Consider the following 17,639-nt stretch of genomic DNA (forward strand, 5'->3'; position numbering starts at 1 on the left):
ATAATAGTGCTAAGATTTAGCGCTGTAAGAAATATCCCTATTTTCCGCCGGCAATTCGTCGGCGGAAATATAATAATGAGCAGACTATATGAAAAAAGATAATGGGCTTTACTGGTTACTTGTTACAATTGTGATTTTTGTGATTGATATTGCAAGCAAATTTTTAATTATAGATCAATTCTCACTATTTGAATCATTAAACCTTTTACCCTTCTTCTCTATCACTTATGTACGTAACATTGGTGCGGCATTTAGTATTTTTGAAGGGCAACGTGAGATGCTTGTTACTATTGCCTTAATTATTAGTACCGCAATTATACATATGCTATATCGTAATTCGTGTAGCAAAAAATTGGAAAATTTTTCATTATCACTTATTTTAGGTGGTGCATTAGGTAATCTATTCGATCGCCTGTATCATGGCTTTGTAATTGACTTTTTTGATGTCAATTTTGGTCATTGGCATTATCCAACTTTTAATATTGCAGACTGTGCAATTTGTATTGGTATTGGATTATTTATCCTTAGTAGTTTTAGAAAAAACAAAAAGACTGAGTAATATGAAAATTATTTTAGCTAATCCGCGTGGTTTTTGTGCCGGTGTTGATCGTGCTATTACTATCGTTGAGCGAGCATTAGAACTCTTTGGGGCCCCGGTTTATGTCCGCCATGAAGTTGTACATAACCGCTATGTGGTCAATCGCTTAAAAAAATTAGGGGCGATTTTTATCGAGGATATTAGTGAAGTTCCTGATGATACTATTCTTATCTTCTCAGCGCATGGTGTTTCTAAAGCGGTCCGAGACGATGCCAAACAACGTAAACTCCGTGTTTTTGATGCCACGTGTCCCCTTGTAACCAAAGTACATATGGAAGTGGCTAGATCCAGTTATCGTGGTGAGGAGGTTATTTTAATCGGTCATGCTGGTCATATCGAGGTTGATGGCACCATGGGACAATATAACAATCCTGAAGGAGGCATCTATTTAATTGAATCAATTGATGATGTACAAAATCTACAGGTAAAAAACGAAAATAACCTTTGCTTTACCACTCAAACCACGTTATCAGTTGATGATACAGCCGAAATCATTACTGCTTTAAAAAAGCGTTTTCCTAATATTCGCAGTCCCCGTAAAAATGATATCTGTTATGCCACAACTAATCGCCAGCAGGCAGTTAAACAGCTTTCAACACAAGCTGATATTGTACTTGTTGTGGGTTCAAAAAACTCTTCGAATTCTAATCGCTTAGCTGAGCTGGCAAGGCGAAATAGTAAACAAGCTTACCTAATTGATTTTGCATCTGATATTCAAGAAGAGTGGCTAATTAACGCACATATTGTGGGTGTTACGGCAGGAGCTTCAGCTCCGGATATTTTAGTACAACAAGTTATTACTCATTTAAAAAGCTTAGGTTGTACTACATTAATTGAAACGAATGGCAGTTTAGAAAATATAACATTTGAAATTCCGAAAGAGCTACGGGTTGAAGTGAAATCAATTTAATGTATTTTCAAGAATTTTTTAGTACTTTAAATTTAGCTAACAATTGTTCATGTGTTTCAATATGTTCAGGATCTGCAATAATAGCATTTTGAATTGGGCAAACTCGTTGACAAGTTGAGTGATCATAATAACCAACACACTCTGTACATTTATTGTAATCAATTTCGTATATATCAAAGCCCATTGAAATAGCTTCATTAGGGCACTCTGGTTCACACATGTCACAATTAATACACTTGTTAGTTATTTTTAATGCCATTTCTGTATTATCTTTATCAACTTAGTAAAAATTTGTGCCATTATAGCGCAATACAAAATAAATCCGAATAAAGATTGTTTAATCATTGATTAAATAGATAATAATTTAATAGTTTGAATGTGGATTTTCAGATAAATTTTAAATAAATTGTGCTAGTTAATTTTCGTAATTATTACAATTTATTAAGAATAGTTATCAATGCCAACTAATTTATTACTATACAATGCTAACATAATAGCAAAAAAATTAAAGGATGAAAAAGGTTGTTAAAATTTATTAAATTTAAATATATAGTTGTGGCAATCATTATTATTGCAATCATACATTTTGCATATTTAATTATTTCCCCTTCAGAATCGACGATTAATTATATTACCTCACCGGTTACCAAAGGTAATATTGAGAAAACGGTATTAGCCGATGGTACTATTAGTGCTTTTAAACAAGTTAGCGTAGGGGCACAAGTTTCTGGACAAATTAAAAAACTTTATGTTGAGTTGGGCGATGAAGTTAAACAAGGCGATATGATTGCTGAGATTGACGATCTTAAACAAAGCAATGATTTAAAACAATCTGAAGCTTCACTTAATAGTTTAGAGGCACAACGTCAAGCAAAAAAAGCGAGATTAGTTAACTATCAGTTAACCTATGATCGCCAGTACAAACTCGTTCATAAAGGCGTTGGCATTCAATCGGATTTAGATGCGGCAAAAGCCGAACTTGATGCAATCAAAGCCGATATTGCAGCACTTGATGCTGATATTGTTAAAGCACAAATTGCTGTCGATACCGCCAAGGTTAATTTGGGATATACTAAAATTCGCTCTCCCATTGATGGAGTGATTGTTGCAATTCCAGTCAATGAAGGGCAAACGGTTAACTCTGTTCAAAGTGCACCAACTATTGTTAAAGTCGCACAGCTTGATAAAATGACTATTGAAGCGCAAATTTCTGAAGCCGATGTGATCAATGTAAAAAAAGGAATGCCTGTTTACTTTACCATTTTAGGTCAACCTAATAGACGTTTTGATGGTTTAACACTAAGGGCTATAGAGCCTGCACCTGACTCAATTAATACCGAAACAACCTCGTCAAGCTCATTATCAACAACAAAAAGCGCAATTTATTATAATGGACTATTTGATGTAGATAATCCTGACCATGTTTTAAGAATTTCAATGACAGCGCAAGTTTATATTGTCTTGTCTGAGGCAAAAGATGTACTAACCATTCCATCTCAAGCAATTCAAAAAAAATTAGGTAATAATAAAGCCATTATTTACCTATTAAATAAACATAATGATATCGAAGAACACGAAGTTACTTTGGGTATCGATAATAATGTCAATGTTGAAATAAAATCGGGGATTAAAGAGGGTGATATGGTTGTGGTCAGTGGCACTAATGGTGCTTCACTAGGTGTTAATAATGCAAGAGCCCCAAGGATTCGATTCTAATATGGTCAATAATATACCTCTTATTAAGCTTGAGAATATTGTTCGTGAATTTCCAGCAGGCGATTCAACCATACAGGTTCTTAAAAGCATAAATCTGACAATTAATGCGGGTGAAATGGTGGCGATTATTGGCGCATCAGGATCGGGTAAATCCACTTTGATGAATATTCTAGGCTGTTTAGATAAACCGACCTTAGGCACTTATTCCATTGGAGGGCGCACAACAAGTCAATTGTCACCTGATGAGTTAGCTCAATTACGCCGTGAGCATTTTGGTTTTATCTTTCAACGTTACCATTTATTAAATGCATTAACCGCACAAGGCAATGTAGAAATCCCTGCTATTTATGCTGGTGTTACCAATGAACAACGTCAAAAAAGAGCGAACGAAATTTTAACACGATTAGGTCTTGCCGAAAAAATAGACAGCAAACCTAACCAGTTATCTGGAGGGCAACAACAGCGAGTCAGTATTGCTAGAGCTTTAATTAACGGTGGACAAATCATTTTAGCTGATGAACCAACAGGAGCACTCGACCGCAAAAGTGGTTTAGAAGTAATGGCTATATTACAAGAATTACATCAACAAGGTCACACAGTTATTATTGTTACCCACGATTCAAATATTGCCCAAAGTGCCCAAAGGATTGTTGAAATTAGTGACGGTAATATCATTTCTGATTCTATTAACCTTAATTATCAATCTGAACAAAATGATAATCGGCAAGTTAAGCAAATCGAAGCAACCAGAACTCAAGATAATCTACTGGCAAAATATTACCGTTTTCGAGATGCTTTTAAAATGGCTATGTTATCAATGCGTTCGCAGCGATTACGGACCTTTTTAACCATGTTAGGCATAATTATTGGTATTGCCTCGGTAGTCTCTGTTGTTGCATTAGGACAAGGTACAAAGCAAAAAATTTTATCTAACATTAACTCGTTAGGAACTAGCACGTTAGAAATCTATGCAGGATCGGGATTTGGTGATCGTAATGCGGATAAAATTACTACATTACGCTCATCTGATGCCGATTTTTTGGCTCAACAAAGTTTTGTTCACAGCACCACGCCAAACCTTTCTATGGGTGTTTATTTTCGAATTAACAATTTAGCTGTGACAGGAACAGTAAATGGTGTTGGAGAGCAATTCTTTGCAGTTCGTGGTTATACGATTTCTCAAGGAAAATCGTTTGATGCAACAAGTATTATTACTTCAGCACAAGATGCAGTAATTGATGAAAATACCGTTAAGCGACTATTTGCAGATCAAAACCCTATTGGAAAAATTTTAATGGCCGGTCAATTACCCGTAAGAATCATTGGCGTTGCCACTAAACAACAACAAGGGTTTGGTAGTAATGAAAACTTGAATATTTGGTTACCTTATACCACTGTGATTAATCGTATGGTGGGTCAAACTTCGTTAAAAAGCATCACAGTACGGGTTAAAGATAATGTCGATTTATCAATTGCAGAACAAGCTATCAATCAAATTATGTTAAAACGACATGGAACAAAAGATTTTTTTATTTTTAACTCAGACAATATACGAGAAACCATTAACTCATCAGCTTGGGTTATGACACTCTTGGTTTCGGCTATTGCACTCATTTCACTTATTGTTGGTGGCATCGGGGTAATGAATATTATGCTAGTATCGGTCGCAGAAAGAACACGAGAAATTGGCGTACGTATGGCTGTTGGTGCTCGGTCAAGTGACATATTACAGCAATTTTTAATTGAAGCTGTATTAGTATGTTTAATTGGCGGAACAATAGGTATTATACTCTCGTTTGCTATTGGATTTATTTTTAATTCTGTTGTTACATCATTTGCAATGAATTTCTCTGCAACAGCTATTGTAGCGGCATTTAGTTTCTCAAGTATAATTGGTATTATTTTTGGTTATTTCCCTGCTAGACGCGCAGCACAATTAGATCCTATTTATGCCTTAGAACGTGAATGATAGCTTAATAAAATTTAAATCCCTTTGTATTATATGATTGTATAAAGGGATTTAAATTTTTAATGAAATAAATATTAATGTTATCATTGGATAATGAGTTTTTCTAATATGAGCATGGCTTTCAAGAACAGCTCAATATCAAGGATAATCATTAACAAAGTAAACTATTTTTGTTTTGAATATTCTTTTATTTTTTATTTGGATCTAAGCCAATAAGAAACGATGTTACTCTAGCGTAATCTTTTATAAATGCTTCCTCACTTGAAGAATCAAGCCCTTGTGTGTTAATGTAAAACTTACGGTTTACAATAACTGTCGGAATGCTCTTTGGTTGTAGCTCTTTAATAGCAGTAGCCTGCTGTGCCATAAAAGCTTTTACTAAAAAGCTGTTTTTAGTTTTATCATAAGTTTCACCGTCAATCCCTAACTTAGCAAAAACAGTTTTGATATCATCAGCCGTTTTTATTGAATGATCTTTCTGGATTGCATAATAGAGGGCTTGTGATGCTTTATCTTCAATACCAAGTATATTTGAAATCGCCCATGCTTGAGCAAGATCTTTTGCCAGTGGACCAAAATCTTCTAAATGATAACGTTTAATTTTTATACCCTCAGGTAAACTATCATCAATAATTTTGGTAGCATGATATTGTGTTTCAAATCTAAAACAACTAGGGCAATTAAATGAAAAAAACTCGATCACTTCTTTATCGGGTGATGGGGAAGTAGGTAATGTAATATATTGTTTACCTGCTTCAATTGGTGCTGATGAAGTTGTAATGGCTACTGTTTGTAATGCTTCAGATTTTAATTCTTTTTTTGTTTCTTCTGCAAAACTACTTGCAGATGATAGTAATATTCCCATAACAATGAGCGTTTTTTTCATATAACAATTCTCCTTATTCTTTAATAATCCCGCGAGCTTTTAAAAGCGCGGTTTTAAAATCATCTTCATAATCTTTTTTCAATCCCGGGATAACTTCATTTTTATCCGAACCGCGCATTTTTAAATGATAAATTAAAACTTCATCACTAAGATCTTTTAATTCGCCTTCAAAACCAGCTTCTTGCCCAAGCTTATCTAAAAACTGTAATAAGTTAAAATCAGAATCATTTTCCCAAGCTGGCTGTAATAGCTCCATTACTTCATCAATACGATGACATTTCATAATCAATACCTTTTTTAAGCCTTTAACAGTGTTGAAGGTGATAATTTACTTTAGACATATATTTAAAAAAAAATTATTTTCTGCAACTTGAAATAACTTTGTTATATAGTAATGTTATTTTGTTTTTTCGCAATGTAAAAAGAGAAATAATTCATGAAAAAATTGTCCATTACTGCGATCATTTTAGCCGGAGGAAGAAGTACAAGAATGCGGGGGGAAGATAAAGGCTTATTGTTATTAAAGGGAAAACCACTTTATCAGCACGTAATTGACCGTATAAAACCTCAAGTTGATTTGATTATGATTAACTGTAATCGACATTTTACACAATACCAACTTGCTGGTTATCCTATATTTTCTGATGATTTATCGGGTAATTTAGGGCCACTCGCAGGTATCTATAGTGGGTTATTGCATAGTACAACTGATTGGAATTTATTTGTTAGTTGTGATACCCCTTATTTACCCAATGATTTAATCCTACGTTTAGGAAAACATATAGATACTCATAAAGCTATTTATCCATTTGATAATGAATATAACCACCCAACCATTTTATTGATTCATAAAGTAGTATTAGCCCCGCTTAAAGCTTTCTTAGAAAAAGGTGAGCGTAAACTAATGTTGTTTCTAGAAGAAATCAATGCTATTGCGGTTGATTTTAGTGATAATTCTACTTGTTTTATCAATATCAATACGCCACAAATGCTTGAAAAGGTAAATCAAATAGACGTATTGATAAGTTAATAGATTAAATATTACAATTTTATTTAATCCATTTTTTCATCTGTTTAGCGAAATTATCTATTTCTGCATCTTGGGTTGCCCATGAAGTACAAAATCTTAAACAAATATGTTTATTGTCTGTTTGCCCAAGATTATCGACTGAGTAATAATCCAATATTTTTTTCGCAACTTTATTAGGAAAATTGACAAACAACTGGTTAGTTTGTGGTTTAGCTTTAAAAGTCAAACCTGCATTTTCAAATAGTGTTTTTAGCTTATCGGCCATGTCATTACTTTGTTTGCCAAGTTTAATATATAGATTATTTTGCATCAGGGTATTCATTTGTACACCAACAATCCAACTTTTAGCAAGAATTGCTCCTTTTTGTTTCATACTAAATCGGAAGCCTTGATTAATCGACAGGTTATTAAATACCAGCGCTTCACCAGCAAAAGCCCCTACTTTAGTACCGCCTATATAAAATACATCTGTATATTTAGCTAAATCAGGAAAGGTTATATCGTTATCCTTTGACGCTAATGCCATTGCTAACCGTGCTCCATCTAAATAAAGATAGAGATGGTTATTTTGACAAAACTGATATAACTTTTTGAGTTCTTGTTTGCTATAAATTGTGCCAAGTTCTGTCGTATTTGAGATATAAATTAACTTAGGTTGTACCATATGCTCATCACTATGGTGTTTTAAAATTGGCTTAATTAATTCAGGTGTTAATTTTCCATCTTCTGTTTTTACAGTAAGTACTTTATGCCCTGTTGCCTCGATTGCACCTGCCTCGTGCACATTAATATGTCCACTTTCAGTTGAAATTACAGCTTGATAGGGTCTTAAAATATGAGAAATTACCGTTAAATTAGTAATAGTTCCACCATGCATAAAATGAATGTCTGCATAAGGTGATTTTAATGTTTTTTTTATATTATCTTTTGCTTGTTCACAGTAATAATCTAACCCATAGCCACTTAATTTTTTATGAGTAATATCAATAAAGCCTTTAAGTAAATCTGGATGCACAGTTTGGTTATAATCATTCAAAAAATCATACATATCATTACCTTTATTCAAACCATTTTGTATAAAATAATGTAATATCAATTTTACTACAATATAACATGTTAAGGCAGAGCGTTTATGAACAATAGAAAAATTATTGGAATTAGTGGTTACAGTGGTAGCGGTAAGACAACATTACTAAAGAAAATCATCCCATTATTGATTAAACAAGGTTTCAAAGTTGGTATATTAAAGCATGCTCACCACAATATTGAAGTAGATATTCCGGGTAAAGATAGCTATGAACTGCGTAAAGCAGGGGCATCACAAACAATTATTGCATGTGATAATCGTTATGCATTAATTGAAGAGACACCCAATAATCCAACCGATTTACAAATGCTGATTAATCAGTTTACTAATGTTGATATTATATTAGTGGAAGGATTTAAAGAAGAAAATATACCCAAAATTATCTGCCATAGAAGCATAATTCAAAAGCCACTTTATATGGATCAGTTTACGATAGCTATTGCATGTGACGAACCATTAAATTCTTCCATTAAAGAACTTGATCTGAATCAGCCAATTAAAGTTGTAGAGTTTTTAAAGAACTTTTTATATCTTAATTGAGATTTTTAATAACGTCATTAATCCTAACTATATTAAAGACATTTTGCGTTTAATTTATCTGACAAAGAAAGATGTTTAAGCCTGTTTTATGTTCAGCAAATAAAAAATTAATTTAATAAAATATAAAATATTATAATTTAATTTTTTCTTGATTTTGCAAAAAAAATTAAGGTAAGTTACTTTCAATTTTTTAATACAGCTATTTTTCTTTGCTATCAAAGGGATAAGCTAAAAATAGCTTAATTGTATGTTATATTTTTAATATCAACTCTTAATTTATGCTGTTTACATGACTTTATTATTTAAAAAGATTTTAAATTTTGCAAAAAAAACGGTAATTGGATTTATGCTATTATCTGTTGTTTTGATTGTAGTAATGCGTTGGGTTGATCCATTGAGTTCAATGATAATGATACAAAGAAAAATAAGTAATTGGGAGGTTAAGCAACAGCGAATTTGGAAAAGTTGGGATGAGATATCTGATAATATCAAATTAGCCGTTATTGCATCAGAAGATCAAAACTTTCCTAATCATTGGGGATTTGATTTTAATGCCATCAATCTAGCACTTATCTATAATCAAAAACAGAAAAAAATCCGAGGTGCGAGCACCATTACCCAACAAGTAGCTAAAAATATTTTTTTATGGTCATCTCGTAGTTGGATACGTAAAGGAATTGAAACTTGGCTCACACTGTGGATTGAGCTTATTTGGCCAAAACAACGTATCTTGGAAATCTACTTAAACAGTGTTGAATGGGGAGATGGTATATTTGGTATTGAAGCTGCTTCGTATCACTATTTTAATGTGAATGCTAAGCAATTAACTCCTACTCAAGCGAGCTTGCTTGCAGCAACACTTCCTAATCCGAGGAAATGGAATCCAGCCAAACCTTCAGTCAATATACAAAAAAAGGCTCAATGGATTCGCATGCAAATAAATAACCTTGGTGGTAAACAATATTTGAATCAGATAAAAAAAACTAAAAATTAAATTAATGTTGCTAAAAAATTCGGTACTATTTTACTTGCAACGCCATAAATTTTAGTTTGAAAAAGGCTTTGATCTAAGCTTGGTTCTAAATTAAGCTCAATAGTTTTAGCACTCATTTGGTTAGCAATTTGTACAAACCCAGCAGCAGGATAGACATTGCCTGATGTGCCAATGGATATAAAATAATCAACTTGTGAAAGCGCATCATAAATTTGTTCCATTTGTAGCGGAATTTCACCAAACCAGACTATATGTGGGCGAATGAATTTGTTTTGTTGATAATTTACATCGTTAAAGTAATCAATTATTTGTCCTGTTTTTTCATTACGCACTTTTAATAATTCACCATGCATGTGAATAATATTTTTAGAACCAGCTTGTTCATGTAAGTTATCCACATTTTGTGTTATAATTAAAACGTGCTCACTGCCTAATTTCTGTTCTAATTCAGCCAGTGCAAAGTGAGCTGCGTTAGGTTTTACGTTTGGATTTTGTAATTTACGGCGTAACATATTATAAAAATCATGTACCGCTGTTGGGTTTCGTATATAGCCTTCGTAAGTTGCCACGTCATTAACATCATAACCTTCCCATAATCCATTTTGGGCACGAAAGGTTGATAAACCCGATTCGGCCGAAATACCAGCACCGGTTAGAATAACTATTTTTGGTATTGTCATAATTCATTACACCTTTACAATTTAACTAAGGTTATTGAAAACAAAATATTAGCCAGTTATTGGCTGTATTCTGTGGTAAAAATATGCAAAGCAGGCTTGCTGAGTTTTTGATATTGACTGTAGGTGCTTGCCACTTTTAATCGAATATCAGCCTTTGATTCACCATTTAACCAACTGTTAATCATTGCGTGCACATTATAAGCTTCTGGTGCCATACGGTGCAAAGTCAAAATAAGGGGAGTAATACCTAGGCGCGATAGTGGTGGTGTAAAATATTGTTGGCTTTTGCAAGCAAATACTGCAGCATAACGTGATTTTTGTTTTTCTTGTTGTTCTTTTGATAACGTTTCCCAGCGCCAGCTATCGGGTAAATATTTTTTCCATGACCATTCCATTAGTGAATCATGACCAATATAGACAACCAGATCTGCACTTCCCCCTGCCATCACCGTTTTATTAGCTAATTTAAACGGCATTGCCTTTTTGCCCGCTGAATAATCAATAAAATCATCAACCGTATCATTAATATATTTGCCATTATACGCCTGTGCAATTAGATAAATATCTTTGTCTTGGTGTTTGTAAATTATTTCTTCTAATATTTTTCCTGACTTTGGTTGATTAATTTGTACAACTTGCCACTCTTTTTGCTTAGTAAAATAGGTTTTAAAGCCATAAGCCGCCCCCCAATAAAGGTTGTTTTTGGGATCTTGACCGTTACCTATCGCCTTTGGAACAGGTGCTATCTTTTGATATTTGTTATCACAAAGCGCCACTAAAACATGAACCACTTTGGGATCGGCAAAGCAGGGCAAGGAAAGTATGAAATAAATAATCAATGCAAGCCATAACTGTGTTTTTCTTTTCTTCATTTGAGATTGTTACCTTAAAGGCCGTATTTATAACTACATTATTTTTTATATAGAGTTTATAACATAGCTATTCTACTATTTAGTAAAACGAGTTAACAAAAAATAAATAAATTTTATATAGATATATGAAAAATGAAAACTATTGCCAAATCATTAGGTGGCCTGCATTCAGCAAAGATAATTTTATATAGCGTTGATTTTCAAGCGATTGAAAGTTGCCAAACCAATAATGAGTGGAACAAAAGCGCAGAAATTTTAATTGATGCGGCTAAAAGAGTTGAATTAGCTGGTGCAGATTTTCTTGTTATTTGTACCAATACTATGCATAACGTTGCAGATCAAATCCAAAAAGCAATTAATATTCCAATTATTCATATTGCCGATGTGACAGCTAAACATTTACTAGCACAAAATATTAAATCGGTCGCTTTGTTAGGTACTAAATATACAATGGAGCAGGACTTTTATAAATCTAAACTGATCGATAAAAATTTAAATGTGCTTATTCCAGAATCTCAAGACAGAAATATTATTAATGAGATCATTTATAATGAACTTTGCAAAGGTATTATTCAGCCTGATTCTAAGCAAGCCTGTCTTAATATTATTGATAAACTCGTTAAAAATGGCGCAGAAGGTGTTATTTTAGACTGTACGGAAATTGGGTTATTAATCTCTCAATCCGATCGTAATATACCTTTTTTTGACACAGCCTTAATTCACGCGCAAGAGGCAGCATTACTTGCAATAAGTTAATAAGTTATTCTTCATTCGTATATTCTAGTATATCACCCGGTTGGCAATCTAGATGTTTGCAGATTGCCTTGAGTGTTGCTAATTTAAAATTTTTATAATTGGCACATTAAGATCCTATTAAATCAATTCTTAAGTAATATATTTGATGAATTAACGAGTTGCAGCTCGTAAAGCTATATAAGCTAAGTTGCATTTTCTTTTGGTCGACTCTAGGTGCTTCTCGTAGCCGTTCTTTGAAGATCTCGATAATAGCTCTAAATTTTTTCAGAATCAGTTGAAACTTTGGATTGTGCTTGTAATTTATTTATTAGCGGTAGATATTTATCATATTCGATTGAACCAGTAGATATGGTTATAGCATTCTTTTTGTCGTTTTTATTACAAGGAAAAAGATAAAAAGAGACTAAATACCTGCTGTGAATTTTTTAACATGTTAAATCCTCTATAAAACTAACACACAAATTCACCTGTTTAATTTATTTAGATTATAAAAAAACCTCACTTTTTTAAAAGTAAGGCTTAGGAAATTTAATATTAATAAAAAATTATGCTTCAATAGCAACTCTTAACTTTTTCATTGCATTTTTTTCAAGTTGGCGAATACGCTCTGCTGAAACACTGTATTTATCAGCTAATACTTGCAATGTTGATTTGCTATTATCAGAATCTAACCAACGTGCCTTAATAATATCTTGGCTGCGTTCGTCTAATTGTGATAGTGCGTCATGTAGTTTATCTGTTGCATCATTTTCCCAGTTGTCATTTTCAATTGATTTTGAAAAATCAGAGTTACTATCTTCTAAGTATAACGCCGGTGCAACAATTGAGTTATCATCGTCATCACTATCAATATCAAACGACATGTCTTGCGCTGACATGCGTGATTCCATTTCAAGTACATCTTTACGGCTTACACCTAACTCATTAGCCACCATATCCACTTCAGCATTACTAAACCAACCTAAACGTTGTTTGTTTTTTCTTAAGTTAAAGAATAATTTTCTTTGAGCTTTAGTTGTCGCTACTTTAACAATACGCCAATTTTTTAATACATACTCATGAATTTCAGCTTTTATCCAGTGTACCGCAAATGATACAAGGCGAACTCCCATTTCTGGATTAAAACGGCGCACAGCTTTCATTAAGCCAATATTACCTTCTTGTATTAAGTCTGCTTGTGGTAGACCATAGCCAGAATAGCCTCTAGCAATGTGTGCAACAAAACGTAAATGAGACAAAATTAATTGTCTTGCAGCATCAACATCATCATTATAATAGAGTCTTTCACCTAATGATTTTTCTTCTTCAACGGTTAGCATCGGATAAGTATTAATCATACGAAGATATGACTCAATGTTTCCTTGTGGGATTAAAGCACCTACATGCATTTTTAAATCAGTACTCATTTAATACCCCCTTTGATTAAACTAATTTGTTGTATCAATCATCTATGTACAACAATCTAAAACTTTTAATAATTTTATCTTATATGGTTAGACATTTAACATGTGATTAAGTTCACATTTGATAGTTAAAATTAATAAAATTTTCATAAAAAGTCTAACTACATATAGTTCTAAAAATGGTTTTTATTTTGAACAGTTGAAAATAGTATATCTAATCTATTTTCTGAAATTTTAAATATTTCTTAGTTGCAATAAATGATGAAAACCATCCAATAATTATGGTTAACAATACAATTAGTACACCTTCTTCCCATGATAAGCCTTCAATAGCAAATTTTGTTCCAAACTCATCGGAAAAGTTCAATATAATAGATTCTATATGAAAAATAAATAGTTGCGATAATGCTATTGAAACTAAAGCGCCCATCAACCCAATAAAAACACCACTATACAGGAAAGGGCGTAAAATGAAACCTGCTGTAGCGCCTATTAATTGCATAACTATTATTGTTTGTTTTCGGGCATATATATTTAAGCGTATACTGTTGCCAATAACTAGTGATACCGCTATGATCATAAATATCGAAATAGTAATAGCAACGGATTTAACCATATTTGTCAGTGCAGTTAATCGAGTGAACCAACTATCATCTAATTTAATATCATCAATACCATCAATATGAAGTAATTCAGTTTGCAATTTATGTAGCTCTATGGTCTTTTTAACTTCCTCTTTAGGAATGATAATTACAACTGCGGGTAATGGGTTTTCTTCTAATAGTTCTAAAGCGCTGCTAAATCCAGACCATGTAATGAACTCTTCTTTAGCTTCTTCTTTTGATAGATAATTTATTTTATCGACTTCTGGATAGGCTCTAAGCTTGTTAAGTAATATTGTAGTTTGCTCTAAAGTCAATGATTTATTTAGATATGCGGTCAAATTTGGAGTTGGATACCACTGATGTGCAGCTTGATTAGCATTTTTCCATAATAGATAGCCAATAGTAGGTAAGGTGATTGAAATCGCAATAACTAACGTAGTCAACAATGAGGCAAATATATTCAACCTTAAATCATTAAAAACATTATACCAAGCATATCCAATTTGCCTCTTCCAGCGACCCAAAAAGCTATTTTTTACTTTTGATTTAGCTGATTTAGCATTAGCATTTATCATCAATGTTATTCCTTTAAACGTCCTTGATTTAAGTGTAATATGCGGTGATGTTTACGACGAATAAGCCCTAAATTATGAGTTGCCATTAATACCGTAACACCTGCATGATTAAATTCTTCAAACAATTTTAAAATATCTTTAGAAAGTTTGTCATCTAAATTACCCGTCGGTTCATCAGCAAGTAATACAGTAGGGCGATTAACAATGGCACGAGCTATACCAACTCGTTGCTGCTCACCACCAGATAACTGAATAGGATAAAATTTCATTTTGCCAATTAATCCAACTTTATCAAGCGCAGCTGAGACTCGTCGGCGAATTTCTTCTATTGGTTTACCTAAAATAATTAATGGAATAGCAACATTGTCATAGACAGTGTGATCCATAAGAAGTTGGTGATCTTGAAAAATCATACCTATTTTTCGACGTAAAAAGGGCATATCTTGCTTTCGTAACGTTGAAATATCAATGTTATTCAGCAATACTTTACCATCATTGGCTCTTTCTAGACCACAAATAAGCCTCATTAAGGTGCTTTTACCTGCACCAGAATGCCCAGTTAAAAATGCCATTTCACCTGATGCTAATGTAAAGTTTATGTTTTGCAATGCAGGTTTTCCACCAGAATAAACTTTGCTAACATGTTGAAATTGAATCATAACTTGTCTCTATTCATCAGTTTCATCAAATAGTGCGTTAATAAAATCATCAGTGACAAAAGGTCTTAAATCGTCGATTTTTTCGCCGACACCGATATATCGAATAGGAATATTGAACTGATCGGCAATACTAAAAATAATCCCACCTTTAGCTGTACCATCTAATTTCGTTAATGTCATTCCTGTTACACCAACAGCCTCGTTAAATAATTTAGTTTGGCTAATTGCATTTTGACCAGTACCAGCATCGATAGTTAACATAATTTCATGTGGTGCCGTTTCATCTTGTTTTTTAATAACACGAACAATTTTTTTTAATTCATCCATTAAATGTGATTTGTTTTGTAATCTTCCTGCCGTATCGGCTATTAATACATCGATTTTCTTGGCTTTTGCCGCTTGTATGGCATCAAAAATAACAGAAGCTGAATCAGCATTAGTATGCTGTGCAATTACAGGAATATGATTGCGTTCGCCCCAAACCTGTAGTTGCTCAACAGCAGCAGCACGGAATGTATCACCAGCCGCAAGCATAACGGATTTACCTTGTTGTTGAAATTGATGGGCTAATTTACCAATTGTAGTTGTTTTACCAACGCCATTAACACCAACCATTAATATTACAAATGGTTTATGAGTTTCTATATTAAGTGATTTATCTACACTCTCTAAAATAGATTTCATTTCTTGTTTTAGAAGTGCGTGTAATACATCTGCATCTTTTAGTTCATTTCTTGAAGCATGTTTCGTTAAAGTATCAATAATCTTCTGTGTTGTATCAAAACCAACATCAGCTATAAGTAATTTTTCTTCAAGTTCTTCAAATAAGGCATCATCAATTTTTTTTCCCCTAAATAAACTAAGGAAGCCCGAACCAATATTTTGCTTTGTTTTAAAAAGTCCTTTTTTTAAACGAGAGAAAAATCCCTCTTTTTTTTGTTCAACCATAAATAATTTTTCCTATGATTACTATAAAGCTCATTTTATCTTATTTTAATATAAAGCCCAATTTATTCAGCATACAGAAATAAATATTATTCACCTATCTGATGATCTTAGAAAATAAAAGCGTTTTAAACTAGATTTGCTTATAATTTGCAAGATATTGAAGCTCTCCATTTGGGGTAATGGCTGCTTGTGGATGATTGTTGAATTGGTTAATGTTTACCGTTTTGTTCTTGAAAATATTCCTAAATTTCAGGTAGTTCATTGGTTTTTTGTATCTCGGTGACAATATGGTCATTGACATTATTGATTTACAATGTGGTTATGGCTAAATAAATATGAGATTCAATGGCAATGGAATGGTTATGGATGTATTGAGCCACGCCAATGGTATTCAATTTCTCGTTAAGTTCACCGATTTATCGGCGGTAATATCGGTACCAGACAGACGAATATCCTCACCGGCCCACAAATTGACATTACCCTTAGCACTGGTAATCTCACTGCGAATATTACTTTGGGTGGACTTGTTTTCCAAATTTTTATAGCGGGATTCTTGCCAGCCCACAGTACCACTGTAGCCGTCACCACCGAGTTCACCGACTTGTTTATGATAGCCTTTTTCTTCAATACGAGACGCATCTTTACTTGTATTGACGGTAATATTGCCTTTATTGGCTTTAATGTTGATGTCTTTTTCCGCAGCAATTTGGCTACTGGTGATATTAACATGACCTTCTTTACTGTTAATGTAAATATTATTCGCCGTTAATGAAGACGGATTTTGCGCTGTGGCATCGGCATGATGTTGTTCACCGTTACGTTGGTCACCATACGGTAACATGCCCACTCCATGATTTGGGCTGCCATTAATAAAGCGAATACTTGAGCCAGCAGTAGGTACCCCTAAGGTGATATTGGTCTGTTTACTGCTGGATTTATTGTGCTCGTTTTGCTTATCGGTTGAGGTGGTAATATTGACATCACGATTGGCTTCAATAATGATATTTTCACCGGCGGCTAACTGCGCACCACTTATCATTACATCGCCATGCGTTAAATTGCCTTGAGCATCACGAGCTTGACTTTTAGTGGCATGCAGTTGAATGTTACCCGCAGCGGTTAAGCTGCTGCCATTTTGATATTCACCGTAGAGGCTGGATTTTTGTTTACTGCTTGAATGATTAAGCGTAATAGGTAGCTGGGTTGGGTTAGCTATGTCTGCCCCAAAAGCCGGGAGTTCACTTTCAAATAATTTTTTGTGTTTATCGACCTTACTACCATGAGACTGAAAAATGTCATGAATATTACGTACACTGTCTATCAACGGGTTACTTATTGATATTCCAATCCCTGAGGATTTGGATTGATAACTGTTTTGTATATTAAGGGTGTCTTTACTTGGAATAATGGC

General features: G+C 33.4%; 18 protein-coding genes and 2 pseudogenes. 8 read left to right on the forward strand and 12 right to left on the reverse strand.

Translation table 11 applies throughout. From position 1 onward, the window contains the following. Positions 1-88: 88 nt before the first annotated feature. Both lspA and ispH read left to right on the forward strand, forming a co-directional pair. Complete coding sequence (lspA, locus tag A9G34_RS07245; protein WP_034947870.1) at positions 89-559, forward strand: signal peptidase II; 471 nt, start codon at positions 89-91, stop codon at positions 557-559. 1 nt (position 560) lies between these two features. Next, complete coding sequence (ispH, locus tag A9G34_RS07250; RefSeq protein WP_034947872.1) at positions 561-1,508, forward strand: 4-hydroxy-3-methylbut-2-enyl diphosphate reductase; 948 nt, start codon at positions 561-563, stop codon at positions 1,506-1,508. A gap of 7 nt (positions 1,509-1,515) precedes the next feature. Here ispH and A9G34_RS07255 read toward each other — a convergent pair whose 3' ends face one another. After that, entirely contained in the window at positions 1,516-1,767 is a 252-nt protein-coding gene (locus tag A9G34_RS07255) for a YfhL family 4Fe-4S dicluster ferredoxin (RefSeq protein WP_034947874.1), read from the reverse strand. Between the two features lie 263 nt (positions 1,768-2,030). On the opposite strand from A9G34_RS07255, the gene A9G34_RS07260 reads away from it, so the two are divergent. Both A9G34_RS07260 and A9G34_RS07265 read left to right on the forward strand, forming a co-directional pair. Further along, positions 2,031-3,224 carry an efflux RND transporter periplasmic adaptor subunit gene (locus A9G34_RS07260; RefSeq protein WP_051825425.1) on the forward strand — a complete coding sequence of 398 codons (1,194 nt, stop codon included), beginning with the start codon at positions 2,031-2,033 and terminating at the stop codon, positions 3,222-3,224. Further along, entirely contained in the window at positions 3,196-5,193 is a 1,998-nt protein-coding gene (locus tag A9G34_RS07265) for a MacB family efflux pump subunit (protein ID WP_255306770.1), read from the forward strand. Before A9G34_RS07260 ends, A9G34_RS07265 begins: the two co-directional genes overlap by 29 nt. Positions 5,194-5,380: 187 nt before the next feature. On the opposite strand, the gene A9G34_RS07270 is transcribed toward A9G34_RS07265, so the two are convergent. Then, positions 5,381-6,079 (reverse strand): DsbA family protein, encoded by a 699-nt coding sequence (locus tag A9G34_RS07270; protein WP_081295294.1) that lies wholly within the window; start codon positions 6,077-6,079, stop codon positions 5,381-5,383. A gap of 13 nt (positions 6,080-6,092) precedes the next feature. Then, on the reverse strand, positions 6,093-6,362 hold the full coding sequence (locus A9G34_RS07275) for a YihD family protein (protein ID WP_034947876.1): 270 nt from the start codon (positions 6,360-6,362) through the stop codon (positions 6,093-6,095). A 153-nt stretch (positions 6,363-6,515) separates the two neighbouring features. On the opposite strand from A9G34_RS07275, the gene mobA reads away from it, so the two are divergent. After that, complete coding sequence (gene mobA / locus A9G34_RS07280; RefSeq protein ID WP_065569322.1) at positions 6,516-7,109, forward strand: molybdenum cofactor guanylyltransferase MobA; 594 nt, start codon at positions 6,516-6,518, stop codon at positions 7,107-7,109. A 19-nt stretch (positions 7,110-7,128) separates the two neighbouring features. Here mobA and A9G34_RS07285 read toward each other — a convergent pair whose 3' ends face one another. Continuing rightward, on the reverse strand, positions 7,129-8,157 hold the full coding sequence (locus tag A9G34_RS07285; RefSeq protein WP_065569323.1) for a threonine aldolase family protein: 1,029 nt from the start codon (positions 8,155-8,157) through the stop codon (positions 7,129-7,131). Positions 8,158-8,241: 84 nt separating this feature from the next. Here A9G34_RS07285 and mobB point away from each other — a divergent pair, with 84 nt between their 5' ends. Together mobB and mtgA are read left to right on the forward strand one after the other, a co-directional pair. Next, positions 8,242-8,736: a molybdopterin-guanine dinucleotide biosynthesis protein B gene (gene mobB / locus A9G34_RS07290; protein WP_065569324.1), complete on the forward strand. Its 495-nt coding sequence runs from the start codon at positions 8,242-8,244 to the stop codon at positions 8,734-8,736. Between the two features lie 289 nt (positions 8,737-9,025). Next, a complete protein-coding gene (mtgA, locus tag A9G34_RS07295; RefSeq protein ID WP_034947888.1) occupies positions 9,026-9,730 on the forward strand; it encodes a monofunctional biosynthetic peptidoglycan transglycosylase in 705 nt (234 codons plus the stop codon). On the opposite strand, the gene cobB is transcribed toward mtgA, so the two are convergent. Next, the gene (gene cobB, locus A9G34_RS07300; RefSeq protein WP_065569325.1) at positions 9,727-10,410 is read right to left on the reverse strand and encodes a Sir2 family NAD+-dependent deacetylase; all 684 of its coding nucleotides are present in this window, start codon (positions 10,408-10,410) and stop codon (positions 9,727-9,729) included. The genes mtgA and cobB overlap by 4 nt on opposite strands. 56 nt (positions 10,411-10,466) lie before the next feature. Next, positions 10,467-11,282 (reverse strand): hypothetical protein, encoded by an 816-nt coding sequence (locus A9G34_RS07305; RefSeq protein ID WP_065569326.1) that lies wholly within the window; start codon positions 11,280-11,282, stop codon positions 10,467-10,469. A gap of 132 nt (positions 11,283-11,414) precedes the next feature. Between A9G34_RS07305 and A9G34_RS07310 the strand changes: the two genes are divergently transcribed. After that, the gene (locus A9G34_RS07310) at positions 11,415-12,038 is read left to right on the forward strand and encodes an aspartate/glutamate racemase family protein (protein ID WP_065569327.1); all 624 of its coding nucleotides are present in this window, start codon (positions 11,415-11,417) and stop codon (positions 12,036-12,038) included. Between the two features lie 4 nt (positions 12,039-12,042). On the opposite strand, the pseudogene A9G34_RS11150 reads toward A9G34_RS07310, so the two are convergent. From A9G34_RS11150 to A9G34_RS07335, 6 genes and pseudogenes are all read right to left on the reverse strand, one after another. After that, positions 12,043-12,132, reverse strand: a pseudogene (locus A9G34_RS11150) (helix-turn-helix domain-containing protein); the annotation flags it as partial. A 451-nt stretch (positions 12,133-12,583) separates the two neighbouring features. Beyond that, on the reverse strand, positions 12,584-13,426 hold the full coding sequence (gene rpoH / locus A9G34_RS07315) for an RNA polymerase sigma factor RpoH (RefSeq protein WP_442902687.1): 843 nt from the start codon (positions 13,424-13,426) through the stop codon (positions 12,584-12,586). 229 nt (positions 13,427-13,655) lie between these two features. Then, the gene (ftsX, locus tag A9G34_RS07320; protein WP_034947901.1) at positions 13,656-14,621 is read right to left on the reverse strand and encodes a permease-like cell division protein FtsX; all 966 of its coding nucleotides are present in this window, start codon (positions 14,619-14,621) and stop codon (positions 13,656-13,658) included. A 5-nt stretch (positions 14,622-14,626) separates the two neighbouring features. Then, complete coding sequence (gene ftsE, locus A9G34_RS07325; protein ID WP_034947903.1) at positions 14,627-15,280, reverse strand: cell division ATP-binding protein FtsE; 654 nt, start codon at positions 15,278-15,280, stop codon at positions 14,627-14,629. Positions 15,281-15,289: 9 nt separating this feature from the next. After that, a pseudogene (gene ftsY, locus A9G34_RS07330) lies at positions 15,290-16,213 on the reverse strand (signal recognition particle-docking protein FtsY); the annotation flags it as partial. Positions 16,214-16,619: 406 nt separating this feature from the next. Continuing rightward, positions 16,620-17,639, reverse strand: a 1,020-nt coding sequence (locus A9G34_RS07335) for a hemagglutinin repeat-containing protein (RefSeq protein WP_141670375.1), incomplete at its 5' end; no start/stop codon positions are given.

The organism is Gilliamella sp. Choc4-2 (genome assembly GCF_001690355.1).
GTDB classification, from domain to species: domain Bacteria; phylum Pseudomonadota; class Gammaproteobacteria; order Enterobacterales; family Orbaceae; genus Gilliamella; species Gilliamella apicola_A.